Origin of the sequence: Kitasatospora sp. NPDC001603, assembly GCF_040298365.1 — a bacterium.
GTDB lineage: Bacteria > Actinomycetota > Actinomycetes > Streptomycetales > Streptomycetaceae > Kitasatospora.
In genome coordinates this window covers 40,324-67,015 of sequence record NZ_JBEPAA010000038.1, presented here as the reverse complement: position 1 = coordinate 67,015, position 26,692 = coordinate 40,324, and the positions used below count along the sequence as shown (strand labels likewise).

The window sequence follows — 26,692 nt, the reverse complement described above, 5'->3', positions numbered from 1 at the left end:
CCTGACCGTCGTCCGACACGGTGCGGGCGGGGCGGGCCACCGGCCGGTCCCGCCCGCACCGTCCCGAGCCCCGGTCGGGCGGCGGACGCGCCCCGCCCCGCCCCGGTGCCGCCGACCGGGCCCTGGAGGCCGTGCTACGGCAGGCGGGTGAGGGACGGATGACGGGCGCCCCCGGCGGCCGGAGCCCACGACGGCAGGCCGGAGGGCGGTGGCGGGAGGTGCCGCTGCTCCCGCCACCGCCCTCCGGCGTGGCGGCCCGCTGCTCCGGGCCGACGTGTCCCGGGCGGGTGGTGCGTCAGGAGGTGACGGAGACCTGGTCGACCGTCCAGAACGCGCTGTTGGTGCCGGTGTAGCGGAACTGGAGCTGTGCCGTGGTCGCGCCGGCCGGGACGGTGACCTGGAGCTTCTCGAAGGTGTTGAGGTCACTGCGGTAGGACTTCACCAACTGCGGGGCGCCGGTGCCGAAGACGACGTACAGGTCGCCGGTCTGCGGGCCGTCGACCTTGTAGTCGGTGGCGAAGGAGACGGTGGCCTGGCTGCCGCTGACCGGGAACGCCGGGCTGATCAGCGTGGAGTCGAACTGCCCGGTGCCGTGCGACTTGTCGTCCCACTCGTCGGAGTCGGCGACCGCGAAGACGTTGCGGGCCCGGACGTTGGTCTCCCGGGACTGGCCGAGCTGGGCCGCCGTCCAGAACTCGTCCGTGGCGAAGGCCCAGCCCCGCCACTCGGTGACGCCGCCGCTGGGCATCCGGGAGTTGTCGATGGTCCAGCCGGACGGCGGGGTGCGGGTCCAGCCCTTGGTGGTGGCGGGGATGCCGGTCTCGTCCACCCGGGTCTGCAGGCCGGGGCGCAGGGCGTCGAAGGCGTCGGGGACGATCTCGTCGATCGGCTTGCCGTCCAGCTGCCAGGCCGGCTGGAGGGCGACACCCTCGTGCTTGAGGACGGTGGGCGCGATGTCGACCGGTTTGACGTCGAAGCGGGTCGAACCGGCGGCGTAGCCGGCTCCGTTGACGATCTGGAAGGTCTGGCGCTCGACGGCGCTGTTCCCGCCGTGGCCGCCGGCGTCGGTGTGGCCGTGGTCGGTGGTGACGATGATCAGCCAGTCCTCGGAGGCGTAGGTCGCGCGGCTGCGCACCGCCTGGACGACCTGCCCGACCAGCGCGTCGACCGAGTGGATCGCGGCGGCGTACTGGGAGCTGGTGCCGCCGTAGTTGTGGCCCGCCTCGTCGACCTCGTCGAAGTGGAGGAAGGTGGTGTCGGGGTTCCCGTTGGTGAGGTAGTCGGCGGCGTCCGAGGCGGTCTTGACGTCGTTCTCGCTCTCGTCGATCCGCAGGTCCGCCGTGCCGTGGAAGACGTTGTCGGCGATCGGGTTCCAGGAGGCGGCGACCAGGGTGGAGGCGCTGGGCGAGGCCGTCTCCAGTCGGGTCGCGAAGTCCGGGTAGAGGTCGAAGCGGGAGCCGGCGAAGCTGTTGTCCTTGACGCCGTGCCTGTCCGGCCAGACGCCGGTGGCGATGGTGGACCAGCCCGGCCCGGAGAGCGTCGGCGCCAACGGGTTGGCGTAGAGGTTGCCGGTCGCGGTGAGGCCCGAGGCCATCAGCGCCTTGATGGTGGGCGCGTCGGCGGTCAGCAGCTTGTCGTACCGGGTGCCGTCGACGCCGATCACCAGGGTCTTGGCCGTCCTGGTGCCGTTCGGCAGGCCCTTGTACGGGCCGGTGGCGGCCGAGGCCTGGACGCCGGTGAGCGGCAGCAGTGCCGCGGTGAGCGTGACCGTGGCGAGGGCGGCCCGGACGGAACGGGACATGTGCACAGGAACTCCCGTGGGGAGATGGGGGGAGGTGCGGGACGGGACGGCCGGGGGGAACACGTGCTCGGGGTGGCCGCCCGCCGAAGAGTGTGGAGCCGCACGGCGATCCCCCGGCCTCACACAACGCACGGCTGCGTGAACAACTCCCGAACGTGGGTTCAGACCGGTTACCTTTTCGTGATCATCCGTGCGCGGCCGACGAGGCGCGCGCCGGAGCGCCGGCCCGGCGTCAGACGTGCCGCCCGCACCCCGTACCGCTCCGGCACGACGCGGTAACAAGATGTTAACCGGACCGGCGCACTTTCCTCCCAGATGCGGGCTTTACCTTCTTCATGGCCGTGCTTTACTAGCGCTTGACGATGCATCAGGTCATCGAGGGATCACCGAAGGTCACCGGCCGTGCGGCGCCGCCGCGCCCGACGGCCGGTCCGGGCCCGGGGCCTGGGCCGAACGTCCCCTGCCCGATCCCGATCGCCCGCCCGCCGTCCGTGGCGGGAGGCAGAAGGAGGCATGCCCTCATGGAACCGTTGATCGACCGTGCCCGCGCCTTCCCCGAGCGCGCCGGCCGGGCCGGCCGCGGACTCGACGGCCTCGCCACCGGTCAGTCGCCGCAGGCGCTCTTCATCACCTGCTCGGACTCCCGGGTGGTGCCGGCCCTGATCACCGGGGCCGCGCCCGGCGACCTCTTCGAACTCCGCACCGCGGGCAACATCGTCCCGCCCTACCGTGCGGACTCCGCCTCCGGTGAGACCGCCACCATCGAATACGCCGTGGACGTCCTCGGCGTGCGCGACATCGTGGTGTGCGGCCACTCGCACTGCGGGGCCGTCGGCGCGGTGGTGCGCGGCGACGACCTCAGCCTGGCGCCCGCCGTCCGCTCCTGGCTGGGCAACGCCGACCGCGGCGTTCTGCGGGCCGACGGGACGGACGTCTTCGACCCGACCGTGGCCGGGCCCGTGCAACGGCACGTCCTCGCCCAGCTGGAACAGCTGCGCGGCTACCCGGGCATCGCGACGCGACTGGTCGACGGCCGGGTCCGGATCCACGGCTGGTTCTACGAGGTCCACACCGGGCTGGTGCTCGCGCACCGGGCCGACTCCGGACTCTTCCTCCCGCTGTGACCGGCCGCCTGCCCTCCGTCCACTCCATCGAACCGAGGACCTGATGATCCGTCGTCCCGCCCTCCGGCCCGCCGACCTGCGGGCAGACCTGGCCGCCTCCCTCGTCGTCTTCCTGGTCGCGCTGCCGCTCTGCGTCGGTGTGGCCGTCGCCTCCGGCGTCCCGGCCGAACTCGGCCTGCTCACCGGCATCGTCGGCGGGCTTCTCACCGGGCTGCTGCCGGGCAGCAGCCTCCAGGTGTCCGGCCCCGCCGCGGGCCTCACCGTCCTGGTGTTCGCGGCCGTGCAGGAACACGGGCTCGCCGCCCTCGGTGTGATCACCGCGGCCGCCGGACTGCTCCAGGTCGGCATGGGCGCGCTGCGGCTCGGGCGCCTGTTCCGCGCCATCTCGGTCTCGGTCGTCCAGGGCATGCTGGCGGGCATCGGCCTGGTGCTGATCTCCGGCCAGCTCTACGCGCTGGCCGACGCGAAAGCGCCCAGGAGCGGACTCGACAAGCTGGCGGGCCTCCCCGGCCTGGTCCTCGACACCGTGACCTCGACGCGGGCGCTCACCGCCGCCGCGATCGGCATCGGCACCATAGCCGTTCTGGTGCTCTGGCCCCGGCTGCCCGCCCGGGTCCGGACGGTGCCCGCGCCGCTGGCCGCCGTCGCCGCGGCCACCGCCGCCACCGCGGTGTTCGACCTCTCCGTCGGCAAGGTCGAGGTCGCCGGCCTGGCCGGGGTGATCGACCTCCCCGGCGGCGCGGACCTGGCGGCGCTCGGCGATGTCGGCGTCCTCGGCACCGTGCTCGCGTTCGCCCTGATCGCCTCGGCGGAGAGCCTGTTCAGCGCCGCGGCGGTGGACCGCCTGCACGGCGGCCCGCGCACCCACTACGACCGGGAGTTGATCGCCCAGGGGGTCGGCAACACGGTCTGCGGCGCCCTCGGCGCGCTCCCGATGACCGCCGTCATCGTGCGCAGCGCCGCCAACGTCCAGGCCGGGGCGCGGACCAAGGCCTCCCGCGTGCTGCACGGCCTCTGGCTGCTGCTGTTCGCCGCGCTGTTCCCCGCCGCGCTGTCGGTCATCCCGCTCGCCGCGCTGGCCGGGGTCCTGGTGCACGCCGGGGCCAAGCTCGTGCCGGCGAAGGCGCTCGTTCCGCTGTGGCGGACGCACCGCGGGGAGGCCTTGATCCTGATGGCCACGGCGGTCGCCGTCGTGGTGACCAACCTCTTCGAGGGGGTGCTGCTCGGCCTGCTGCTCTCCGTGCTGAAGAGCGCCTGGGACACCTCGCACCTGCACGTGGAGGTCGACGAGCGCGGGGACGGAACGGTCGGGGTGACACTGGCCGGCAACGCGACCTTCCTCCGCCTGCCCCGGCTCCTGGACACGCTGGAGCGACTGCCCGCCGGCCGGACCGTCCACCTGGACCTGACCGGCCTGCGCCACCTCGACCACGCCTGCCGGACGGCGCTGGAGACCTGGGAGGAGCGCCACAACCGGGTGGGTGAGGCGCTCGTGGTGCGCGTCCCGGTCGGCGTCTGACCGCCGCTGCCCAGGGTCTGCTGCTTCCGAGGAGCGACGGCGCGGTAGCGGCGGATCGGCCCGTCGCTGCCGTGCCCGCTCCGCCGCCCGCGCCGTGCCGCCCCGCCGAACCCGCGGATCCGGCGGTACTCAGGAACGGCCGCGGCGTCACCCGGCGGCGGTGGCGCCGGCCGTGCTGCGGGAGGCGGCCCCGGTACCCCGCTGTTCGGTGGCCGCCGCCAGGGCGCGTCCGGTGAGGGAGTCCGCCCGGCGCAGCAGTTCGGCGGGCGGGCCGGCGAAGAGCAGGCGGCCGCCGTCCGTCCCGGCTCCGGGGCCGATGTCGATCACATGGTCGGCCTGGGCGACGACGCGCAGGTTGTGCTCCACGACCACCAGCGTCGCACCGGCGTCCACGAGGTCGGCGAACAGCAGGTCGAGCCGTTCGACGTCGCTGGGGTGCAGACCGGTCGTCGGTTCGTCCAGGACGATCCGCTCCTCGGCGAAGCCGGGCGAGCCGCTGAGGTGCCGGGCCAGCAGGAGGCGTTGCTTCTCGCCGCCGGAGAGGGTGTCGAGCGACTGTCCGACGGCGGCGTAGCCGAGTCCGACGCGTTCGAGCCAGCCCATCGTCCGCACGATGTCGGAGCGGTCCGCGAAGAGGTCCGCCACGGGGCCCGCCGGCATTCTCAGGACGTCGGCGATCGTCCGGCCGTCGAGCCGGACCTTCATGGCGGCGGGGTTGAAGCGTTCGCCCCCGCAGACGTCGCAGGGTGTCGCGACGTCGTCGAGGAAGGCGAGTTCGGTGGTGATGTAGCCCCTGCCCCGGCAAGTGGGGCAGGCGCCTTTGGAGTTGAAGCTGAACCAGGCCGGTTCGAGCCCGGAGGCGGCACTGAACGCCTCGCGCACGCTGTCCGCGACGCCGAGGATGCTGAGCGGCATCGACCGTACCCCGCCGCGCAGCGGGTCCTGCCCGACGACCGTGAACTCGGGCTGCTGCCGGGGGAGTTCGTTGGTGGCGAACGAGCTCTTGCCGGAACCCGCCACGCCCGTGACCGCGGTGAGGACGCCGAGCGGAATGTCGACGTCGAAGCCGGCGAGGTTGTGCGCGGAGGCGTTCTCCACGCGGACGAAGGCTCGCGGCCCGCGGTTGGCGCGTGCGAGCGGCAGGGGCGTCGAGAGCAGCCGTCCGGTGACGGTGTCGCTGCCGGCCAGAGCCTTCGGCGTACCTTCGAACTGCACCAGCCCGCCCCGTAAACCCGCCCCCGGTCCCATGTCGATCACATGGTCGGCGATTCGGATCACCTGGGGGTGGTGCTCCACGACCACCACGGTGTTGCCGGCGTCGCGCAGCCGCAGCAGGAGGTGGTTGAGACGTTGCACATCGGCGGGGTGCAGGCCCGTCGAGGGCTCGTCGAAGACGTAGGTGATGTCGGTGAGGGCGCTGCCCAGGTGTCGGACGATCTTGACCCGTTGTGCCTCGCCACCGGACAGCGTCGACGACTCGCGGTCGAGCGAGAGGTATCCGAGCCCGACGGAGAGCAGTGCGTCCAAGGTCCGCCGGATCCCGTCGAGGGCCGGTTCCACCCGCGGATCCTCCAGCGCCGCCAGGAGTTCGCGGAGCTCGGCCACCGGCATCGCCGACCAGTCGACGATCGAGCGCCCTTCGATCAGGCTGGCGCGGGCCGCGGCGTTCAGGCGCGCTCCGCCGCACTCATGGCAGACGCGGTGCGTCGTCAGACGGTCCAGCTCCTCCCGCACCTGCGGTGAGATCTTGGTCGGACGGTTCTTGACGTACACGTCCCGCATCCGGGTGACGACGCCGTCGAAGCGGGCGGTCTTGGGGAAGCGCGGATCCGGATTAGGCAGCTTCAGCTGATCCGCGTAGAGGAACAGCCGCATCTCGTCCCGCGTGTAGTCCTTCAGCGGCTTCTCCCGGTCGAACAGCCCGCAGTAGGCGAAGCGCTTCCAGCGGTAGACGCCGGGGCGGAACTGGCTGAATCGAACAGGTCCCTCGTCGATGTTCTTCTCCGGATCGATCAACTCCTCGACATCGATGTCGACGACAGTGCCGAGGCCTTCGCACGCGGGGCACATGCCCGTCGGATCGTTGAAGGAGTAGGCCGGCGAGTATCCGGCGGAGGGCACGCCGATCCGTGAGAACACGAGTCTGAGCAGGGGAGCGAGGTCGGAAGCCGTCGACACCGTCGACCGGGCGTTTCCGGTGAAGCGGCGCTGATCGATGATGACCGTGAACGTCAGACCGCTCATCGACTGCACCTCGGGCGCCGGCATGTGGGGAAGGCGGTTCCTCACGAACGACGGGTACGAGTCGTTCACCAGGCGTTGTGCCTCGGCGGCGATCGTGTCCAGCACGAGTGAGGACTTGCCGGACCCGGAAACCCCGGTGACCACGGTCAACGCCTTCTTCGGCAGGTCGACGCTCACCTGGGCGAGATTGTTGGCGGCCGCTCCGACGATACGGATGACGGACTCGCCTGCTGCAGCGTGATCGGCCATGGCCGCCATCGTAGGCGCGGCCCACGGGGACGGGGTGCTGCGCGCGACGCGCCGCACTCGGCGAGCCCCCGGCGGGGAGCCCTCGCGCCGCCGCCGTCCGCGCGCTCTGACAGCACGGCGCCCTTCACCGGCCACCACCATCGGGACGGCGGGGATGGCCTACGGCTCGGTGCGGGTCGTTCGTCCCCGCGCTCGACGAATGCGGATCGGGCCGTGGACCTCGGCGGGCGTGACAGGGCGACCGGCCTGAGTGACCTCGACCTCACCCGCCGAAGCCAGCCGCCACGCGGCCCGGCGAGTCGGCTCCATCAACGCGCGCCATCCCTCGCCCTCTCCCGCGTACGCCGCCCGGGCGGCGTCGGAGGGGCAGATCGAGGAGGTCGGCCCACGACGCTCCAGCAGGGTCAGAATAGTCCGCTCGACGAGCCGGTCGACCTTCTGCGGATCCTTCGCCACCACCCGAGTATCGCACTGGGCCGGTCGGGCCGGCCCGACCAGGCGCGGGTGGGAGCGGTGCTCGGAGAGTCCGGTGCGGGTGGCCGTGGCCGTGGCCGTCACCGCTCGCTCCTGGCGTCCAGGTCCGCGAGGCCCCGCTCCCATCGCTCGCGGCGCTCCCGGGCGGACTGCTCCCACCACGGCGTCCCCCGTTCCCCGAGGGCCGTCTTCGCCGCATGCACGCGGGACCGGGCCTCGCGCTCCGCCTCCGAGTCCCCCGCCGCCAGGGCGGCGCGCACCGCGCGGCGGGCCGCCATCAGGTGGCGTCGCAGACGAGCGGCCGTGGATTCGGGCAGGGACGGGTCCGTCGCCCGCCACCGGCGGCCGTCGATCACGACGAAGTGCCCGTCGGCCGTCTTCTCAGGTCCCTGCCGCTGGGTGCCCACAGGCATGATCCTCGGGGACCGGGGCCATCGGCGCGAGCCGAGGAGCTGATCGCCGAGCCGTCTGCCTCCGCCGGCCCGGCGGGGGAGGAGAAGGGACATCACGGCAGTCCTGACCAGGTGCGGGGCCGAGGATGTGCGAGCGGGAGAAGGCCACCTCGGCCGGGGCGTGCCTCGGACGCCGGCCCCCGGGCCGGGTCACCCTGCTTTCGCCTCCGCACCGGCCAGGAACGGACGCAGCAGCCGAGGATGCCGGCGGCACCCCTGCCGTCGGCCTTCCGGTTCACTTCTCGTTCACTTCTCGACGAAGACGATGTCCTCGATGCCGGGGCGCAGCTTGACCGTGCCGTCGTTGATGTCGATCACGCGGTGCAGGCCTCTGGTGGAGGTCGTCTGCTCGGAGAGGAAGAACTCGTCGTCCGCGCCGGCCAGGTAGGCGGGGAGCGAGTCGAGGGAGGGGCCGAACAGGCGCAGGTAGTCGGCCAGGCGCCGGAACAGCTTGGGCAGGATGACCAGACGGTCGGTGATCGAGCTCAGGTCATCGATCTGGGCGCCGCTGTGGGTGACGTCCGTGGCCCAGACGCTGCCGGGTGCCTTCGCGGCCTGTGCCTGCCGGGCGGTCGCCGCCATGTCGAGGCGCAGTTCCCGGGGCAGGTTCGAGTAGAACGTCGGGTAGACCAGGCCGCGGGAGAGCAGTTCGTGGTTGGCGCTCTGGCGCAGGAGCGGTACGTCGACCCTGATCATCGTCCCGCTCCTGGCGTCCGGTGTCGGAGTGCCCCGGCCGACCAGGGCGATGCAGCGGCCGTAGGTGTCGGCGCCGCTGGCGAGGACGAAGCCGGGGACGGTGTCCGGGGTGGCGGAGGTGACCTTCTCGTCCGCCCCCCGCGTGACGTCGGTGAAGCCCAGCCAGGTCAGCAGGGCGTCCCGGGCCGCGTGGGCGCCCAGATCGAGCGGCTGGTGCACGAAGTCGGGGCCGACTCCCTGGTAGTGGGTCTCCAGTGCGTCGATCCCGTCCAGCCGGAGGCCGGCGCCGCCGTGGGCGTTCCGCTTGACCTTGTGCTCACCGGGCAGCTCGGGCCAGAAGCCGGGGTCGTCGGGGAGGAAGTGGACGGTGTCGCCGTCCGGTTCGAAGTTCTTGATCTCGTAGCGGCCCTTGACGAGCATCATGGTCATGAGTACCTCCGGTGACTGGACTGCGACTCATTGTGATGCCCTTCGTGGACGGACGGTGGGACCGTGCCGTCGGCGCGTTTGGCGGGGCGCGCCGGGGCCGGCGCCCGGTGCGGAGCCGCGCGCGGCACGTCCCCCGTGACGGCACGGCCCCGGCGCGCGGGGGGAGCTCTCAGTTCGGCGGCGGGTCGATGACCTCGCGGACCGAGACGAGTTGGCTCAGGCCCGAGACGGTGAGCAGCGGGGTCAGGAGCGGGCTCGTGATCAGCCGGATCCGGTGGGCACGCGCGAAGAGGACGGTGAGGCCGGCGCTGTCGAGGTACTCGACGGCGCTGACGTCGACGGTCAGGGGCGTGTCGGACTCGGGGATCCGGTCGATGGCCGCGGCGAGTTCGTGGGCGTTGGCCAGGTCGATCTCGCCGGCCGCCCGCAGCACGGGCGAGCCGCCCGGGCCGTGGCCGGGGGTGAGGACGAGCGCGGTGGTCATCAGGCGATCCTTAGCTGCATGTCGACGGTGGTGCCGCCGCTGCCGGGGGTGATGGTGACCTGCTGCATGAGGGCGTTCATCAGGGCGACGCCGCGACCGCGGTCGGTGTCGGCCCGGTGTCCGGGGATCTTCCAGTGGCCGGTGTCCGCGACGGTCAGGCGCAGCTCGGCGGCCGTGGCGACGGCGGACAGGCGGATCCGGGCGCCCGGCGCGTCACGGTGACCGTGTTCGATGGCGTTGGCGCACGCTTCGCCGGCCGCGACCAGGACGCCCTGCACGGTGGGCGCGGGCAGCCCGCACCGGTTCAACCAGCCGCGGAGGCTGTTCCGGACGGGGGCGAGCTGCCCGGACTCCGCGGGGAAGGTCACCTCCAGCGGGGCGGGGTGGCGGTGGAGCAGGATGGCCACGTCGTCGTCGTACCCGTCGTCGGGGGCGAGCGCGGCCATGAGGCGGGCGGCGAGGTCGTCGACCGGCAGCGCGCGCCCTTCCCGCAGGATGGTTCCGGCCCGGTCGACGCCTTCGCTCAGGGGGCGGCGGCGGCGCTCCACCAGACCGTCGGTGTAGAGCAGCAGGGTGGAGCGCGGCGGCATGGTGCACCGGACCTCGGGCCGGTCCGCACCGGTCCGGACGGCGAGGGGCAGCGCGTTGCCGTCCTGGAGGAGGACGGTGGTCCCGTCGGGGTGGGTGAGGACGCCGGGAGGGTGGCCGGCACTGGAGTAGACGAGGTGGCCGTCGGCGGGGTCGAGCACTCCGCAGAAGACGGTGGTGCACATCGCCCCGGGGATGTCGGCCGCGAAGCGGTCCAGGGCCGCGAGAGTGCGGGCGGGTGAGGGGTCCTGGAGGAGCAGGGCGCGGCAGGCGCTCCGGAGTTGGCCCATGACGGTGGCCGCGGTGAGCCCGCGCCCGACGCAGTCCCCGACCACGATGCCGGTGCGGCCGTCGGGGAGGGCCACGATGTCGTACCAGTCGCCGCCGACCTCCAGGGGGCGGGTGGCGGGCTCGTAGCGTACGGCGAAGCCGCCGGGCAGGTGGGAGGGGCCGAGGATGGCGCGTTGCAGGGTTATCGCGGTCTCGCGCTGCTGGTCGATCCGGTGCACCCGGGCCAGTCCCTGGGCCAGGCGGCCGGCCAGTTGGGAGAGAAGGAGCCGGTCCTGCTCGGTGAAGGGTCGCTGCCCTTCGCGGTCGATCCACAGGAGGAGCGTGCCGCGCGGGTGTTCGAGGACGATGCCGGAGCCGTCGGCCCGGTCGGTGACCGGGGTGAGGGCGGGGCGCGTGCCCAGGGCGGTGAGGGTCTCGCGCCGCTCGGCCGGCAGGTCGTCCCAGCGCTGTTCCGGGTCGGTGGCGGTCAGCACCGGGGCCCCGTCGGGCGGGAACAGCACGGCGAGGACGGTGTCGGCCCGCCAGACCCGTCGCAGCTCGGCCATGGCCGCGGCCATGGCGTCGGGCAGGGTGGCGGCTTCCGCGAGGCGCGTGCCGAGCGAGGCCAGGGCCGTCGCCCGTTGGGCCGCGTGGTGCTCCGAGGTGACGTCACGGACGGTGCCGACGATGACGCGGCGCCCGCTCTCCGGCTCCTGGACGCGGTTGAAGGCGGCTGCCACCCACACCTGACGGCCGTCGCGGTGGGTGGCCGGGATGGTGCAGGTGCCGTGCTCCCGGCCGGTCAGTTCGGCGAGGGCGTCGGCCACCAGCCGGTGGGCGTCGGGGTCGGCGTCGCGCTCGGGCCACCACGGCTGGGGGTACCGGTAGGGCAGGCCTTCGGGCCCGTGGCCGAGGATGGCGGTGAACGCGGCGTTGACCTCGATGACGTCGCCGTGCTCGTCGCAGACGAAGAACCCCTCCTGGAGGGAGTCGACCAGGGCTGTGCGCCAGCGCGCGTGGCGGTTGCGCAGCCGTGTCATGTCGATGGTGGCGCGGACCCGGGCGAGCAGTTCCGCCGCGGCGAAGGGTTTGACCAGGTAGTCGTCGGCGCCGGCGTCGAGGCCCTCGATGGAGGCCTCCTGTCCGGCGCGGGCCGAGAGCAGGATGACGGGGACGGCGGCGGTCCGCGGGTCGGCGCGCAGCGCGGCCACGAGCCGCACACCGTCGAGGCCGGGCATCATGACGTCGCTGACGACGAGGTCGGGGGTCTCGGCACGGACCGCCTCCAGCGCCGCCAGGCCGTCGGCGACGGCCCGGACCAGGTAGCCGGGGCCGGTGAGGAGCCGGCTGAGGTACTCGCGCATGTCGGCGTTGTCGTCGGCGATCAGCACCCGGGCGCGGGGCTGGGCCGACCGCCCGCCGAGGGGTGCGGCGCTGTCCGGCACTTCGGTGGACCGGGAGGGGGCGGCCCGTTCGCTCCCGGGGAGCCAGCGCAGCGCCTCCTCCAGGTAGGGGTCGGCCGCGGCCGACGCGCGGGCGGGCGCCACGGGCGCGGGGGCCAGCGCGTCCTGGGGGAGGTGGGCGTGGCCGAACGGCAGGCGGACGGTGAAGGCCGTGCCCTCGCCCTCGCGACTGCGGGCGGTGATGGTGCCACCGTGGGCCTGGACGAGTTCCTGGACGAGGGCGAGTCCGATGCCGCTGCCCTCGTGGGAGCGCGCGCGGGTGTTCTCGATCCGGTGGAACCGTTGGAAGAGGCGCGGCAGCTCGGCGGCGGGCACCCCGACGCCGGTGTCGGTGATCGTGACGACCGCGTGGTCGTCCTCCCGGTGCACGGCGACGCCGATCGAGCCCTCGAAGGTGAACTTGAGGGCGTTGCTGAGCAGGTTGAGGACGACCTTCTCCCACATGTCCCGGTCGATGTGGACGGGCTCCGCCAGCGGTGGGCAGTCCATCGTGAAGGCCAGGCCGGCCTTGTCGACGGCGGAGCGGAAGACGCTGGCCAGCTCCGCGGTGGTCGCGGCCAGCTCGACCGGTTCGTAGCTGGCCCGCAGGTGGCCGGCCTCGATCCGGGAGAAGTCGAGCAGGGTGTTGACGAGCCTGCCCAGCCGCAGCCCGTTGCGGTGGATGACGTCCAGTTCCTCCCTCGTGCGCGGATCGGCGTCGGCCAGCCTGGTCCGAAGCTCTTCGAGCGGGCCCATGATCAAGGTCAGGGGAGTGCGGAACTCGTGGCTGACGTTGGAGAAGAAGGCGGTCTTGGCCCGGTCGAGTGCGGCGAGTTCGTCGGCGCGCTGCTGCTGGGCCTGGTACTCGCGGGCGCCGGCGACCCCTGCCGCGACGTGGCCGGCGGCCAGCTCGACGAATCCCCGGTAGCCCTCGTCCACTGCCCGGTAGCGGTTGAGCGCCGCCACCAGGAAGCCGTAGGGCGCGTCGCCCCGGCGCAGCAGCGGGACGACCAGGGCATGGGTGGGCGGAGCCGGCCGGCCGAAGGTGGGAAGGTCCGCGAACGCGGGACCGTCGAGGGCGACGACCACCGGTTCGGCCTGCGCCGCCAGCGGGGACGGCCACACCCCGGGTGTGCCGCCCGGGGGCAGGAGGGCCGGGGCGGCGGGGTGCCCGGCGGGCAGGCCGGTCGCGGCGGCCAGACGGGCGGATCCGTCGGGCCGCGCCAGGTAGGTCAGGACGAACGGCAGGTCATGAGGGTTGGCGGCGAGCTGACGGGTGCTGAAGGCCAGTGTCTCCTCCTCGGTGCGCACCACGCTGAGGTCCGACCCGAGGTCCCGCAGGGTCGCCATCCGCCGCTCGCCGATGACCCGGTCGGTCTCCTCGCTGACCACGCACAACAGGCCGCTCACGAGGCCGTCGTCGTCACGCAGGGGACTGTAGGAGAAGGTGTGGTAGCTCTCCTCGGGATATCCGGAACGCTCCACGAACAGCAGCAGCGCCTCGTCCCAGGTCGCCCGGCCCGTGGTCAGCACGGTCCCGATCCGCGGGCCGATGTCGTCCCAGATCTCCGCCCACACCTCGCTCGCCGGCCGGCCCAGTGCCCAGGGGTACTTCCGGCCGAGGGTGTCGCGCCGGTAGGCGGCGTTGCAGAAGAACGTCAGGTCCTCGCCCCAGGCCATCCACATCGGGAACCGGGAGGAGAGCAGGATGCTCACGGCCGTGCGCAGGCTCTGCGGCCAGCCGGTCGGCGCGCCCAGCGGCGTCGCCGTCCAGTCCACCGCCGCGAGATCGCGCCCGACCTCGCGGTCGCCTTCGAAGATGTCGACACCGGCACCCGCCGTCGCCCCGTACTCGACTCCTTCGGGCTGGCCCATCCGACGCGTCCTCTCCTTCCGTACGGTTCGCACCGGCGACCATCCGCACCTCTCGCCACCGGCTCCGACCGTCGCCCCGTCCGTGTCGAGGCACCTGGCCCCATCGTAGAAGCCACGACGCCCCCGTCTGCCCCGGACGGGCGTTTCGAATCGTCCGATGACAGCGCCGCGGGCGCCGCCCCCGCCGCGCGGGAGGGAGCCGGACCCGTGCGCGAAGACGCAGGTTTGGCCCGCCGCGTCCGTGGCATACGGGTGCCGGAGAGCCCGTGAGGTCGGGCATGATCGATGGAGAGTGCCCAAGTGGCGGATAATGCAATGTCGGTGCGTTTGGTGGAGCTCTTGACGGAGCAGCGGAAGGCGCTGGGTTCGGCCTGGGTGGACGCGGTGTCGCGGACGCTTCGGGGGCGGATCAGTGAGGCCGAACTCGACCGCGAGTTGCAGGAGCTGTTCACGGCCCTGGTGGAGGGCCTGCGCCAGGGGGGTTTCGACTGGCAGGGCGAGGACTTCGCGGAGGTGCGCGCGCTGCTCACCGAGCTGTCGCGCAACCGGGCCCGTCAGGGTTTCACCACCACCGAGACCGCGACCAGCGTCCTCGCGTTCAAGGCGATCCTGGCGCCGACGACGGACAGTTCGGCGCAGGACATCACTGTCTACCTGCAACTGTCACAGTTGATGGACGCGTTGGCGTTGTTCACGATGGAGGTGTACGCGCGGACCCGTGAGGAGCTCATCAGCGCGCAGTCGGAGCAGCTCCTGGAGCTCTCCACCCCTGTGGTGAAGCTGTGGGACGGTGTGGTGGCGGTGCCGCTGGTCGGCACGCTCGACTCGATCCGCACCCAGGTGGTGATGGAGAAGCTGCTCCAGACGCTCGTGGACACGGGTTCGGAGCAGGCGATCATCGACATCACCGGGGTGCCGGCGGTGGACACCGAGGTCGCCCAGCACTTGCTCAAGACGGTGGTGGCCGCGCGGCTGATGGGCGCCGAGTGCACCATCTCGGGCATCCGCCCGCAGATCGCGCAGACGATCGTGGCTCTGGGCATCCAGTTCGGGGACATCGTCACGAAGGCGACGCTCGCCGACGCGCTCAAACACGCGCTGCGCCGTGGTGGTGTCGACCCGATGACGGCTGGTGGCCGGCCGTGACCGAACGCGTACCTGTCCTGAAGATCGGCGAGGTCCTGCTGGTGTCCATCCAGGTCGACCTGGAGGACCAGACCGTCCTGGACCTCCAGGACGACTTGGCCGCACGGATCGTGGCGACCGGTGCGAGCGGGGTGGTGATCGACATCACCGCGGTGGAGATCGTCGACTCGTTCGTGGGCCGGATGCTCGCCACCACCGCCGCGATCTCCCGCATGCTGGACGCCGAGACCGTGGTGGTGGGCATGCGGCCCGCCGTCGCCATCACCCTGGTCGAACTCGGGCTCTCGCTCGGGGGCGTGCGCACCGCGCTCAGCCTGGAGAAGGGCCTGGCGATGCTGGGCCGGTCGGCCGACGGCCGCCGTTCGGTCCGGCCGTGACCGGCCTCGCGCCCACGCCCGAGGGTGAGCAGGAGAGCATCCCGGTCCGGTCCAACGACGACGTGGTGCGGGCCCGGCAGTTGGTCCGCTCGCTCGCCCAGCGCTGCAAGCTCTCCCTGGTCGACCAGACGAAGCTGGTGACGGCCGCGAGCGAGCTGGCCCGCAACACGCTGGTCTACGGCGGGGGCGGGGTGATGCGGACCGGGCTGGTCCGCCGGGACACCCGTCTCGGCGTGACGGCGGTCTTCGAGGACAACGGGCCGGGCATCGCCGACGTGGACCTCGCGCTGACCGACGGCTGGACCTCGGGCAGCGGGCTGGGTCTGGGTCTGAGCGGCGCACGGCGTCTGGTCGACGACTTCGTCCTCGACACCGAGGTCGGCCGCGGCACGCTGGTGTCGGTGATCAAGTGGGCCCGGTGAGTGCGGTGTTGCTGGGGACCGAGGATGTCGCCTGGTTCCGGGACGAGCGTTCCATGCCGGCGGCGGCGCGTGGTGCCGCCGCCGCGCTGGCGCGCCGGATCGGCCTCGGTGACCAGCGGGCGGCCGAGGTCGCGCTCGCGGTGAGCGAGGCGGCGACCAACCTGTGCCGCCACGCCGTGGACGGTGCCCTGCTGCTGAGGGTGATCCGCACCGCGACGGACGCCGGCCTGGAGTTCGTGACCATCGACGCCGGCCCCGGGATGGCGGACGTCCCGCGCGCGCTGACCGACGGGGTGTCGTCCGCGAGCACCCTGGGCATCGGGCTGGGTGCGATCTCCCGGCTGGCCGACACCTTCGACGTGCACTCGCTGCCCGGGCGCGGCACCGTGCTGGCGGCCAGGTTCTGGACGAGGGAGGCCGCGGCGTCGGCCCGGATGGCCGGCGAACCGGTGGTGGCCGGGCTGACCAGGCCGATCAGTGGCGAGGAGACCTGCGGGGACGCGTGGGCGGCCCGGTCCCTGGCGGCGCCGGGGGACGGCCCAGGGACCGGCCCGGCCCCGCGTGGCGGCACGGCCTCCCGCGCCCCCCTGAGCTGGGCGGCCATGGCCGGTGTCGACGCCCCCGCGGCGCCGCGAACGGCGCCGGTGCGCGAGGAGAGGAGCGCCGCCCCGGATTCCGACGCCCTGCTCCTGATGTTCTGCGACGGCCTCGGACACGGTCCGCTGGCGGCCCGGGCCGCCCGGTCGGCGGTCGACGCCTTCCACGCCTCGCGGGCCACCCGGCCGGACGCCGTCCTCACGGACATCCACCGTGCGTTGAACGCCGGCCGCGGCGGCGCGGTCGCGGTGGTGCTGATCGGGCCGTCGGCCGGACGGATGCTGTTCTGCGGCGTCGGGAACGTCAGCACCTTCGTCCTCGATCCGGCGACCGGCGGCCGGCGTTCGCTGCCCTCCGCGCCCGGTATCGTCGGCCACCACCTGCCGTCCCTGCGCACGATCGAGCAGGACCTGCCGGCCGGCAGCGCGGTGATCATGCATTCGGACGGACTGACCGAACGGTGGCGGCCGGCGGATCTGCCGGGGTTGCTCGGACACATCCCGCTCGTGGCCGCGGGCCAGCTGCTGCGCGAGGCGGCCGTGCGTCGGGACGACGCGGGGGTGCTCGTGGCGAAGGGAGCGTGGTGAGCTTGCCGGGCGGTACGGGCACCGTCCATCTGATGACCATCTCGGTCGCCACCGAGCAGGACACCTTCGCCCTGCGGCGCTGCGGCCGGTCGGTCGCCGGGGTGCTCGGCGTCGAGAACCAGGACCAGGTCAGGCTGGCCACCGCGCTCAGCGAACTGGGGCGCGACCTGCTCACCGCGACCGCGCTGACGGTGGAGTTCGCCGTCACAGGCGGGGTCCCCGCGGTGCTCCAGGTCACCATGCGCTGGCAGGGCGGCCCCGGACCGAGCCCGGACGCGCTCGGCGCCGTCGCCCGCCTGGTACAGGTCCGCCGGGGGGAGGGGCCCGCGGCCGAGTACCTGGTCGTCGAACAAACACTCCTCACGTCCGGCGAATCACTGGCCGGCCTGATGGAAGGGGCACGCGAGGTGCTCAGCGCACACGGCGGGTCCTCCGCGTCGGAAGACGCCCGGGCCCAGACCAGGGACCTCATCGCGGCCCTGGGGGAGTCCCGCGCTCAACGCGAGGAACTGCAGCGGCTCAACGAGGAGTTGGGGGAGACCAACCGTGGCGTGATGGCGCTCTACTCCGAGCTGTCGCAGGAGCTGGAGGAGACCAACCGCGGAGTGGTGGCCCTCTACGCGGAACTCGACGAGAAGTCACGCCAGCTCCGGGAGGCGAGCGAGGCGAAGACCAGGTTCTGGGCCAACGTCAGCCACGAACTGCGCACCCCCGTCAACTCCGTGGTCGGGCTGGCCGGACTGCTGCTGGCGAGCGGCGCCGACCGCCTCGACGAGGACCAGCGCCAACAGATCGGGCTCATCGCGGCATCCGGGAGCACCCTGCTGACGCTGGTGGACGAACTGCTGGACGTCGCGAAGGCGGAGTCGGGGCGGCTGGAGCCCGTCTGGGCCCGGGTGGATCTGCGGGCCCTGCTCGCCGAACTGCGGGGCACCCTGGGCGTGCGCGCCGGTGAGGGTGTGACGCTCAGCATCGCCGACCCGACGACGGTACCGGGGTTCGTCAGCGACGAGGTGATGCTCACCCGGATCCTTCGCAACCTGCTGTCCAACGCGCTGAAGTTCACCGAACGGGGCACCGTCACACTGGACGTGGCGCTGCGGGAGGGCCCGGACGGCGAGGAACTGGTCCTCACCGTCGCGGACACCGGCGTCGGTATCCCGCAGGAACAACAGGAACGCGTCTTCGAGGAGTTCTACCAGGTGCGCGGCGCGCACCAGCGGGGCCGTTCCGGCACCGGCCTCGGCCTGCCCTACGCCCGCCGCCTGACCGGACTCCTCGGCGGCACCCTCACGCTCACCAGCAGCCCGGGCGAGGGAACACGTGTCGTGGTCCGGCTGCCGGTCCCGGGACCGCCCGTCGAGGAGCCGCCGCAGCGCGTGGCGGTGCTGGTCAGCGTCGACGACGACGAGGCGTACCGGGCGAGTGTGCGCCCGTTGCTCGGTGAGCTGGCGGAGCGGATCGTCGAGGTCTGCGAGGGGGGCCGGGCGGTGGAGACGATCCGGCGTGAGCGCCCGGACGCCGTCCTGCTCGATCTGCACATGCCGGACCTGGACGGGTACCAGGTCCTGGCCCAGCTGGCGGCGGACGCGGAGCTGCGCGCCGTGCCCGTCGTCGTGATCACTTCCGCGAGCACGGCCGGTCTGGAGCACGACCGGCTGGTCCACGCCCGCGCCGTCCTGGAGAAGGCCACTTTGAGGTCCCACCAGCTGGCCGCCGCCTTCGCGGCGCCCGCCCGAGGCAACCACCCCGGTGGGCCGGCCGCCGATGGACGGAGTGTCCGGTGAGCGCCGGGCCCGCCGCCGACGGCGCGGCCGCCACCATCCTGGTCCTGGACGACAACGACATCAACCGCTACCTCGTCCGGAGCTGGCTGGTGCGCGGCGGCCACACGGTGGTGGAGGCCGCGGACGGCACCGAGGGCCTCGCCCTGCTCGCCGCGGCCGGTGACCAGGACCTGCCCGAACTCGCCGTGGTCGACGTCCGGTTGCCGGACATGAGCGGGTTCGAGGTCTGCGAACGGATCAAGGCGGACCCCCGGACCGCGTCCGTCCCGGTCATCCACATCTCGGCCACCGCCATCGAGGTCGACGACCGCGCCCAGGGCCTGCACCGCGGCGCGGACGCCTACCTCACCGAGCCGATAGCGCCGTCCGAGCTGCTGGCGACCGTCACGGCGGCGCTGCGCTACGCCCGCGCCCGCCGTCGCGCCGAGCGGCTGGCCGCCCGGGTGGCGATCCTCAACCGCACCACGCTCGCCGTCCACGGGGTGAGCGGTGCCGAGGCCTTCACGTCGAGAGCGGCCGCCGGCACGGCCACCCTGATGTCCTCCCCGGCCGTCGCTCTCGCCCTCAGCCCGGACGAGCAGGCCCTGCACGTGGCGGTCGTCGACCGGCCCGCCCCGGACGGCGCCACCACCGCCCCCCGACTGAGCACGGCGGACGCGGGCCTCCTGGACCGGCTCACGGACCACGCACTCGGCGACGCGACCGGCGCCGAGACCGCCGTCCTGTCCCGCGCCGACTGGCACGCCCTGGCCGCCCGCCTGGACGCCGGACTCACCGAACTCCTCCCCGGGGAGGTCGCGGTACTCCTGACCCGGACCAAGCACGGCCGGCCGCCGGTCGCACTCGTGGTGGACGCGCCCGCACTGACCGGCCCCGACGACCGCGGGCTCTTCTCCCAGCTCGGCCAGGCCTGCGCACTGGCGCTGGAGGCCATGCGGGCCCGGAGCGAGGAGCACGCGCTCGTCCTCACCCTGCAGCGCACCTTCCTGCCCGACCGGCTGCCCGAGGTCGCCGGGGTGGATCTCGCCGTCCGCTACAAGCCGGCCGCCGACCACACGGAGATCGGCGGCGACTTCTACGAGGCGATCGAGACCCCGGCCGGCCTGCTGCTGGCGATCGGCGACGTCGCCGGGCACTCACTCAAGGCCGCCATGGTCATGGGCGAACTCCGCCACGCGCTGCGGGCCTACGCGATCGAGGGGCACGACCCGCGGACCCTGCTGGAGCGGCTGGACGCGCTGCTCGTCCGCCTGCGGCCGACGATGACCGCCACCGTCTGCCTGGTGCTGGTGGAACCCGGCGGACGGCGCGTCCACATCGCCAACGCCGGCCACCTGCCGCCGCTCCTGCGCCTTCCCGACGGCTCCACCCGCTACCTCACCGAGCACGGGATCCTGCTGGGCCTGAACCTGCCGCACCCGCCGGCCGTCACCCACGCCGTCCCGGCCGGTTCCACGTTGCTGCTGCTCACCGACGGTCTCGTGGAGGTTCCCGGCGAGGACCTCGACGAGAGTCTCGCCGCTCTCGGGAGCGCGGTGTCCGCCGCCCGGCAGGGACTCGACGAGCTGTGCGACCGGCTGTTGGACGACTTCGGCAAGGCGAAGACGGACGACATCGCCCTCCTCGCAGCGAGAATCCACTGACCGTCCCGCACGAGACGACCCGAGCCGGTGCGCACCGCACGGGCCTCCCCGCCTCCCGTCCCAGTCCCTCCAGGAGTTCCGGTGCCCGACTTCGCGTTGGCCATGGCCGTCCACACCCATCCCTCGGGGGCGACGGTCCTCACCGTCACCGGCGAGCTCGACTACCACACGGCCCCGCGGCTCAGCCGGATGGTGGAAGGGCTGCCGCTGACCGCCGTCGTCCCACTCGTCCTGGACGTCGGGGGCCTGTCGTTCTGCGACTCGATCGGGGTCTCGGCGCTGATCTCCGGCTACCAGCGGGCCACCGCGGCCTCGGCGCCGTTCGCCGTCGCGGGCGCGGGCCGGGATCTGGCACAGATCCTCCAGATCACCGGCATCGACCGGATCTTCGGCCTCTACGAGAGCGTGGACCAGGCCGTCGCGGCCCTCGGCTGACCGGCGCGGCCGCGGGGCCGGCGGCTGATGCGACAGGACAGGGAGCAGACCCGCCGGCACCCGGCACGTCCGACCGGCTACCCGGTGGCCGGGCCCACCGAACGCCGACCGGGACGACCAAGGCCTGACCCGCCCTCGATCGTCACCGCGCCTGCTTCCGGGACCGGCCGCGTCGTCGTAACGGCCGCTGCACCCGGCCTTGCCGCGACTGCTGCACCTGACCCGGCCGCAGCACCCTGCGCCCCGCCGAGCGGCGATGACCGCTGGGGCGGGGCGGCCGCCATTTCCCCGTCAGAGGAGCCGTTGGTTCGAGAGCGGGCGGGGGCGGTCAGTGCCACGCTACTTGTTTGTGACGACTGGTCAGGTCACCGCTGGCCGGTGTGGTAGCTGTCGGGTATGCAATGGATGGAGTCGGTTGTCTTCGCGTTCTTTCCGCCGTTCGTGGCTGGGGCGCTCCACAGCCCGGTGATGGCGGTACTGGATCTCCCGGACGTGTGGAAGGGGTGGTGGGTTCCCCCGTGGATCGCGGGACGCGTCCCGGCCCGGGTCGTCCCGGGGCCGGCCGAGATCGCCGGGTACGGCCCGGTGCATTCCCCGCCCGCGATGCTGAAGGAGCACTGCCGCAGGGGAGTTCGACGGTCCTGGGGCGTGGAGACGTGGGCCGCGATCTTCGCCGTCCTCCCCGCGGCGGCGGCTGGAGCGCTTGCCCTGAGCGGCCTCATCCTCACCGTCCACCCGAGTGCTTCGGACAATCCGCAGTACACCCGGCAGCACACGCTGGAATTCTTCTCGCTCTCCGCCGGTCTGGGGAGCGCTGCCGCGCTGACCGCCCTCATCGGTCCTGCGGTGATGTGGGGCAGTGACAAGCTGGGCACGAGGCGCGAACACGCGCAGGCCGTGGCAGCCGCCGTCAACGCCGCCGGCTCCGCGCCCGCGGAACCACCCCCACCGGTGGAGAGTCCCTCAGCGGCGGGCGTGCCCACCCCCAGGGCGTAGCGGGAGATCGTGGCACCTCCGGCACGGTCGCCACGCTCCCGGCGAACCGGGGGTTGCCGACGTCGCCACCAGGTCGGCCGGGTCGAGCGGGGCCTGGACAGCGGCGACGGCCGGTCGCGGTGTACGCCCGCCACTCGGCCCCGGCCGACGGCGTGAACCCGGCTGTGGTCGAGGCCATGAACGAGGTCGGCATCGACATCCGCGCCGGGATCCCGAAGGTCCTCACCGTCGAGGCCGTCCAGGCCTCGGACGTGGTGCTCACCGTGGGCTGCGGCGACGCCTGTCCCTACCTCCCCGGCAAGCGGTCCCTGGACTGGAAGCTGGAGGACCCGGCCGGGGCGTGGACGCCGTCCGTCCGATCCGCGACCGGATCGAGCGGCGCGTCCGCGGCCTGCTCGCGGGGCTCGGTATTCGAGTACGCACGCCCATCCCGGCTACCGAGCGGCGGCCGGCATCTCGGGCGCGGGCGGTGCCCCGGTCTCTCCCCGGCGGCCCGCAGGTCCGCCACCGGGCCTCGGTGCGAAGGCGGTGGCCGGGGTGGCCGTGGTCGGCGTCGGCTGGTCGTGCGGCTGGAGGAGAGTCTGGCCGCGCCGGCCCTCGTGCCTGACGAGGGCCGGCGCGGCCGACCGGGTATCGCGGTCCGACCGGCCGTCCCCCGCACGCCGGTGGGGGACTCGGGGATGGAGCGGGACCGGTCAGGGGTGCTGCGGTTCGGCCCGCCGGGCGAACCGGTCCACCAGCCGTACCGCGAGGAACGTGACCGCGTACCCGGCTGCGAACAGGACCACGGGGCGCACGACGAAGGGAAGGGGGTCCGGGTAGACGTCCACGAGTGCGGGGCAGAGCAGCGGGGGGCCGGCCAGGACCGCCGTGGCCAGGGCCGCGGGCCCCACCGCGCGGGTGGTGCAGGCGATGGCGACGCCGACGACCAGCGGGGCGGTGAAGTCGAAGCCGGTGTGCGGGACCCGCGCTCCGAAGTAGCTCTCGGCCAGGATCAGGGTGGTGTCCGCGGCGGTGATCGAGATGGCCAGTGCCCACGGCATGAGCGTACGCGGGCGTGACGTGCGGTCCGGCGGGGCGACCAGCAGGACGAGGGCGTTGAACGTGAGCAGGACGGTCGCGGAGTCGCTCAGCTCGGGCTCGTAGAGGGCCGCGAGCGGTGGAGTGGTCAGGACGGTGGCCAGGGCCAGGACCCTCGCCGTCGTCCAGCGTCCGGCCAGCACCGCGGCCGCCATCAGCGCCGCCGGGACGGACGCCATCGCCGTGACGGCGACCGTCCGGGCGCCGGAGGGCCCGAACCACTCGAATCCGTGGTCGGTGACCAGCCGGACGACGTACCAGAGGGCCCAGGCCGCGTAGGTGCCGGCCAGGACGGCGGCGAGCGGGGCCGCGGTGGCCAGCGCCCGGCCCATCGGCCGGTGGGAGGTCAGGCCGAGGCGGACCCGGGCGCCGTGTCCGGCCACGTCGGCGACCTCCCGCAGTCCGGCCAGCGGGCCCGCGGCGCGCACGTGGCGCTCGGCGTGGTCGGCGAGTTCGGCCAGCTCGGGGGCGCCGTAGGAGGCGGGGTAGAGGGCGAGGGCGCGCCGCAGGAGTCGGGCGTTGGGGGTGGTTCGGTCCGGGGTCATGCCATGCCTCCGGCGAGTCGGGTGCGGGTGGTCGCCAGGCGCCGGTCGGCTTCGCGCAGGGCGGCCCGCAGCCGCTCGCTCTCGTCGGTGAGGGCCTGGACGCCGGCCGGGGTGAGGGCGAAGATCCGGCGGGAGCGTCCGTCGACGGTCTCCTCCCGTTCGACCCGGACCAGGCCTTCGGCCAGCAGCCGGTCGAGGGTGCCGTACAGGGTGCCGGCGCCGAGCCGTACCCGGCCGTCGGAGATCGCGGTGACTTCCTCGCCGAGGGCGTAGCCGTGCCGGGGCCGGTCGGCGAGGGCGGTCAGCAGGAGGAAGGTTGGCTCCTGCATGGAGCGTTTCTTCGTCATGCCGAGCACCATAGTACGGTCACCGTAGGGTATGGCAAGAGTCACCTGATCGGCCGTCAACATCGTTGCCGAAGAGGCCCGGTGTTCTCGTGCCGGTGGCGCCGGGCCAAAGTCACGGTCGACGGGCGCGCGCCGTGAGGAGGAGGCCGCCCGGGCGCGGCCCGGCCCTGCCGGGCGAAGCGCGGCGAACCAGGTCGACCTCTGGTCGTCTTCGCGGGAGCACCCTGTGCCGGCGCGGGGAGCGGCAGGGCGTACGGGCGGGTGTCCGGTCCCGAGGGTCCTGGGTGGCTGGGCCCGGTGACGGTGCACGGCCTGTGTGGGGCAGACCGTGCACCGCCACCGCCGGTTGCCCCGAGAGTCCCGGGGCACGCCCGGCCGGCCGTAGTTGTGGTTGCTGTTCATGCCTCAGGGCAGCAGCCCGCCCGGGGCCGCGAACACAGGGGTGTGCGCCTGGTCCGAGAACTCCTCCTCACCCTCGACCTGCTCCCGGAACTCGGTGTCGGTGTCGAAGCGCCACCCCGCCGGGCCGCCCGGAGAGCCGGCTACGTGGCAGCGCTTCGTCGGTGGCCGCACGCCCCACTCGCCGTTCGGGTTCATCGCACCGTACGAGTCGACGAACGCCCGGTGATCCGACGGCAGCTGGACCTGACCCGAGCTCGTCCGGGGCCAGCTGCCACGGCACCCGCGCCGGGGTGTGCGCCGACTCGCCCGTAATCGCCCGCAAGCGGTCCCACGCCCCGGTCCTCGCCCGACTCCTCTCCGGGCGTCAGCCCGTCAGAGGCCTTTGACCCCCGATCAGTCCTTGCGGCTCGTCGGGGTGTTCCGGTTCCGGGGTCACTGGGGGGAGACCTTGTGGACGGTGGTGTCGTCGGGTTCGAGCCGCTGCCCGTCCGCCGACAGGACTTCCAGGGGGCGAAGGGGCCGGCCCTGTGAGCGGTCGACGAGTTGCGAGTGGGGTTCGCCGGGGGCGAAGAAGTTCTGCTCGCCCCACTGCCGCAGCGCCACGATAACGGGGAAGAGGGATCTGCCCTTCGAGGTCAGTACGTACTCGCGGTAGGCGCTGCCGTCCGAGGCGGGCACGGATTCGAGGACGCCGCCGGCTACCAGGGCGCGCAGACGGGTGGTGAGGATGTTCTTCGCCACGCCGAGGCTGCGCTGGAACTCCCCGAAGCGACGGCTCCCGTCGAAGGCGTCCCGCACGATCAGCAGAGACCACCAGTCGCCGATGGCGTCCACCGATCGCGCGACGGGACAGTCGCTGTCGTCGAAACGTGTCCGTGCCACCATGCCGTCCTCCACTCAAGCTGGTTGCAAGATGGTACCAAAGAAGTTACGGTCCCCATTGGTGGCAACATAAAACCAATCGCTGGAGGGACGCCGAAATGCCCGGTGACTGCGAGGTCGTGACACCAGAAGCCACAGAGGCCGTGAAGACCGGACCGGCTGCCGCAGCCCGGAGCGGAGGAGGACCCGCGCTCGCACTCTCCCGTCGCGTCGTCCTCCTGTTCGCCGTCGCCTGTGGAGCCGCGGTGGCCAACGTCTACTTCGCCCAGCCGCTCCTGGTGACCGTGGGCCACGACCTCGCGATGAGCCCGGCGCTCGTCGGCGGCGTCGTCACCCTCACGCATGTCGGGTACGGCCTTGGACTCTTCTTCCTCGTGCCGCTGGGCGACGTGATCGACCGCAGACGGCTCGTCGTAGCCCAGCAGCTCCTCCTGGTGGCGGCTCTGGTGGCGGTCGCCACCGCCCACACTTCGGCGCTCCTGCTCGCGGGCATGGCCGTCATGGGGCTCCTCGCGGTCGTCACGCAGACCTTGGTGGCCTTCGCGGCGTCGCTGGCTCCCCCTTCCCAGCGCGGACGCGTCGTCGGTCTGGTGACCAGCGGCGTGGTCCTCGGGATCCTGCTCTCCCGCTCCGTATCCGGTGTCCTGGCCGACCTCGCGGGCTGGCGCTCCGTCTACCTCGCCTCCGCGGCGCTTACCGCTCTGCTCGCCCTGGTTCTGCACCGGACGCTGCCGCGCCATCGAGCCCTCCCGCCGGCCCCGCTGCGGTACGGACAGCTCCTGCGGTCCACGGTCACCCTGTTCGCGCGGGAACGGACCCTGCAGGTGCGGGCCCTGCTCGGGCTCCTGATCTTCGCGGCCTTCAGTACCCTTTGGAGCAGCATCGCACTGCCGCTCAGCGAGCCCCCGCTCGCCCTTTCCCACACCGCGCTCGGAGTGTTCGGGCTGGTCGGAGCCGCAGGCGCACTGGCCGCGGCAGCGGCGGGCCGGCTGAACGACCGCGGGCTCTCCCGGCAGACCACCGGCATCGCCCTGGCACTGCTCGCCGTCTCGTGGCTGCCCCTGGCCTTCATCCGTACTTCGCTCTGGGCCCTGGTCGTCGGCGTGATCCTCCTCGACCTCGCCGTACAGGCGGTCCACGTCACCAATCAGACCCTGATCCACGCGCTGCACCCGGAGGCGGGCAGTCGACTGATCGGCGGGTACATGGTCTTCTACTCGATCGGCAGCGCCGCTGGCGCCCTCGCCGCGACCTCCCTCTACGCGCTGGCCGGCTGGGGCGCGGTGTGCACGCTGGGCGCCGTGATCAGCTGTCTCGCCCTTGTGCTCTGGGCGCTCACCCGGCAGGGCACCCCCGAGCCCACCGCCGACGCCACCGGCTGAGGGACTTCCCTGAGGTCCCCTGACCGTCGAGTTGAGGGGTAGAGCTGCACCGGGAGCGGCGCGCCCGGAGATCGGACCTGCGTCGAGATCGGCGCCGGCGCCTGGCGGGTCTCCTGGTCCCGGGGCATCGCGGCGTCCATCGGCTCGGTCGGCGGCGCCTACGACAACGCCCTCGCGGAGAGCACGATCGGGCTGTTCAAGACCGAGCTGACCAAGCCCCGGCGCCCCTGGCGAACCCTCTCGCAGGTCGAGCTCGCCACCGCCGAGTGGGTCGACTGGTACGACCACCGCCGACTCCACGGCGAGATAGGCCGCGTCCCGCCCGTCGAGTACGAGACCAACTACTACCTGGCCACCGCAAAAACCCTGGTCACAGCCATCACCTGAGCTCCCTACCGAACCCGGGGCGGTTCATTG

Annotated in this window: 22 protein-coding genes and 2 pseudogenes; 13 read left to right on the top strand and 11 right to left on the bottom strand. The window is 73.0% G+C overall.

Annotated elements, in window-relative coordinates; translation table 11 throughout:
- Positions 1-295: 295 nt before the first annotated feature.
- Complete coding sequence (locus ABT263_RS23340; RefSeq protein ID WP_352292895.1) at positions 296-1,801, bottom strand: alkaline phosphatase family protein; 1,506 nt, start codon at positions 1,799-1,801, stop codon at positions 296-298.
- A 521-nt stretch (positions 1,802-2,322) separates the two neighbouring features.
- Between ABT263_RS23340 and ABT263_RS23335 the strand changes: the two genes are divergently transcribed.
- Together ABT263_RS23335 and ABT263_RS23330 are read left to right on the top strand one after the other, a co-directional pair.
- Entirely contained in the window at positions 2,323-2,925 is a 603-nt protein-coding gene (locus ABT263_RS23335; RefSeq protein ID WP_352292893.1) for a carbonic anhydrase, read from the top strand.
- A gap of 43 nt (positions 2,926-2,968) precedes the next feature.
- On the top strand, positions 2,969-4,444 hold the full coding sequence (locus ABT263_RS23330) for a SulP family inorganic anion transporter (RefSeq protein WP_352292891.1): 1,476 nt from the start codon (positions 2,969-2,971) through the stop codon (positions 4,442-4,444).
- A 147-nt stretch (positions 4,445-4,591) separates the two neighbouring features.
- Here the strand turns inward: ABT263_RS23330 and ABT263_RS23325 are convergent, their stop codons facing one another.
- From ABT263_RS23325 to ABT263_RS23300, 6 genes are all read right to left on the bottom strand, one after another.
- On the bottom strand, positions 4,592-6,937 hold the full coding sequence (locus tag ABT263_RS23325; RefSeq protein WP_352292889.1) for an ATP-binding cassette domain-containing protein: 2,346 nt from the start codon (positions 6,935-6,937) through the stop codon (positions 4,592-4,594).
- Between the two features lie 159 nt (positions 6,938-7,096).
- A complete protein-coding gene (locus tag ABT263_RS23320; protein WP_352292887.1) occupies positions 7,097-7,393 on the bottom strand; it encodes a DUF3253 domain-containing protein in 297 nt (98 codons plus the stop codon).
- A 98-nt stretch (positions 7,394-7,491) separates the two neighbouring features.
- Positions 7,492-7,824, bottom strand: coding sequence for a hypothetical protein (locus ABT263_RS23315; RefSeq protein ID WP_352292885.1), 333 nt, complete (start codon positions 7,822-7,824; stop codon positions 7,492-7,494).
- Between the two features lie 285 nt (positions 7,825-8,109).
- The gene (locus ABT263_RS23310; RefSeq protein WP_352292883.1) at positions 8,110-8,988 is read right to left on the bottom strand and encodes a nuclease; all 879 of its coding nucleotides are present in this window, start codon (positions 8,986-8,988) and stop codon (positions 8,110-8,112) included.
- 169 nt (positions 8,989-9,157) lie between these two features.
- A complete protein-coding gene (locus ABT263_RS23305; RefSeq protein WP_352292881.1) occupies positions 9,158-9,472 on the bottom strand; it encodes an STAS domain-containing protein in 315 nt (104 codons plus the stop codon).
- Positions 9,472-13,647, bottom strand: a complete 4,176-nt coding sequence (locus tag ABT263_RS23300) for a SpoIIE family protein phosphatase (RefSeq protein ID WP_352292879.1) — start codon at positions 13,645-13,647, stop codon at positions 9,472-9,474. Before ABT263_RS23300 ends, ABT263_RS23305 begins: the two co-directional genes overlap by 1 nt.
- A gap of 300 nt (positions 13,648-13,947) precedes the next feature.
- Between ABT263_RS23300 and ABT263_RS23295 the strand changes: the two genes are divergently transcribed.
- The 9 genes and pseudogenes from ABT263_RS23295 to ABT263_RS23255 all read left to right on the top strand — a co-directional run.
- The gene (locus ABT263_RS23295; protein WP_502885851.1) at positions 13,948-14,793 is read left to right on the top strand and encodes an STAS domain-containing protein; all 846 of its coding nucleotides are present in this window, start codon (positions 13,948-13,950) and stop codon (positions 14,791-14,793) included.
- Complete coding sequence (locus tag ABT263_RS23290) at positions 14,790-15,170, top strand: STAS domain-containing protein (protein WP_329485169.1); 381 nt, start codon at positions 14,790-14,792, stop codon at positions 15,168-15,170. Before ABT263_RS23295 ends, ABT263_RS23290 begins: the two co-directional genes overlap by 4 nt.
- Complete coding sequence (locus ABT263_RS23285) at positions 15,167-15,592, top strand: anti-sigma regulatory factor (RefSeq protein ID WP_352292875.1); 426 nt, start codon at positions 15,167-15,169, stop codon at positions 15,590-15,592. Before ABT263_RS23290 ends, ABT263_RS23285 begins: the two co-directional genes overlap by 4 nt.
- A complete protein-coding gene (locus ABT263_RS23280) occupies positions 15,580-16,776 on the top strand; it encodes an ATP-binding SpoIIE family protein phosphatase (RefSeq protein ID WP_352292873.1) in 1,197 nt (398 codons plus the stop codon). The genes ABT263_RS23285 and ABT263_RS23280 overlap by 13 nt, the downstream gene beginning before the upstream one ends.
- Before the next feature lie 32 nt (positions 16,777-16,808).
- Positions 16,809-18,563, top strand: a complete 1,755-nt coding sequence (locus ABT263_RS23275) for an ATP-binding response regulator (RefSeq protein ID WP_352292871.1) — start codon at positions 16,809-16,811, stop codon at positions 18,561-18,563.
- Positions 18,560-20,206 carry a SpoIIE family protein phosphatase gene (locus tag ABT263_RS23270; RefSeq protein WP_352292869.1) on the top strand — a complete coding sequence of 549 codons (1,647 nt, stop codon included), beginning with the start codon at positions 18,560-18,562 and terminating at the stop codon, positions 20,204-20,206. Before ABT263_RS23275 ends, ABT263_RS23270 begins: the two co-directional genes overlap by 4 nt.
- Positions 20,207-20,287: 81 nt before the next feature.
- On the top strand, positions 20,288-20,641 hold the full coding sequence (locus tag ABT263_RS23265; RefSeq protein WP_352292867.1) for an STAS domain-containing protein: 354 nt from the start codon (positions 20,288-20,290) through the stop codon (positions 20,639-20,641).
- A gap of 468 nt (positions 20,642-21,109) precedes the next feature.
- Positions 21,110-21,637 carry a hypothetical protein gene (locus tag ABT263_RS23260; RefSeq protein WP_352292865.1) on the top strand — a complete coding sequence of 176 codons (528 nt, stop codon included), beginning with the start codon at positions 21,110-21,112 and terminating at the stop codon, positions 21,635-21,637.
- Between the two features lie 128 nt (positions 21,638-21,765).
- A pseudogene (locus ABT263_RS23255) lies at positions 21,766-22,037 on the top strand (low molecular weight phosphatase family protein); the annotation flags it as partial.
- Positions 22,038-22,332: 295 nt separating this feature from the next.
- Here ABT263_RS23255 and ABT263_RS23250 read toward each other — a convergent pair.
- The 4 genes from ABT263_RS23250 to ABT263_RS23235 form a co-directional block, all read right to left on the bottom strand.
- A complete protein-coding gene (locus tag ABT263_RS23250; protein WP_352292863.1) occupies positions 22,333-23,262 on the bottom strand; it encodes a hypothetical protein in 930 nt (309 codons plus the stop codon).
- A complete protein-coding gene (locus ABT263_RS23245) occupies positions 23,259-23,609 on the bottom strand; it encodes a PadR family transcriptional regulator (RefSeq protein ID WP_352292861.1) in 351 nt (116 codons plus the stop codon). The genes ABT263_RS23250 and ABT263_RS23245 overlap by 4 nt, the downstream gene beginning before the upstream one ends.
- 405 nt (positions 23,610-24,014) lie before the next feature.
- Complete coding sequence (locus tag ABT263_RS23240) at positions 24,015-24,206, bottom strand: hypothetical protein (RefSeq protein ID WP_352292859.1); 192 nt, start codon at positions 24,204-24,206, stop codon at positions 24,015-24,017.
- 237 nt (positions 24,207-24,443) lie between these two features.
- Positions 24,444-24,896, bottom strand: a complete 453-nt coding sequence (locus tag ABT263_RS23235) for a winged helix-turn-helix transcriptional regulator (RefSeq protein WP_352292857.1) — start codon at positions 24,894-24,896, stop codon at positions 24,444-24,446.
- A 95-nt stretch (positions 24,897-24,991) separates the two neighbouring features.
- Here ABT263_RS23235 and ABT263_RS23230 point away from each other — a divergent pair, with 95 nt between their 5' ends.
- Both ABT263_RS23230 and ABT263_RS23225 read left to right on the top strand, forming a co-directional pair.
- Positions 24,992-26,275: an MFS transporter gene (locus ABT263_RS23230; RefSeq protein ID WP_352292855.1), complete on the top strand. Its 1,284-nt coding sequence runs from the start codon at positions 24,992-24,994 to the stop codon at positions 26,273-26,275.
- A 123-nt stretch (positions 26,276-26,398) separates the two neighbouring features.
- Positions 26,399-26,662 (top strand): annotated as a pseudogene (locus ABT263_RS23225) (integrase core domain-containing protein); the annotation flags it as partial.
- Between the last annotated feature and the right edge of the window lie 30 nt (positions 26,663-26,692).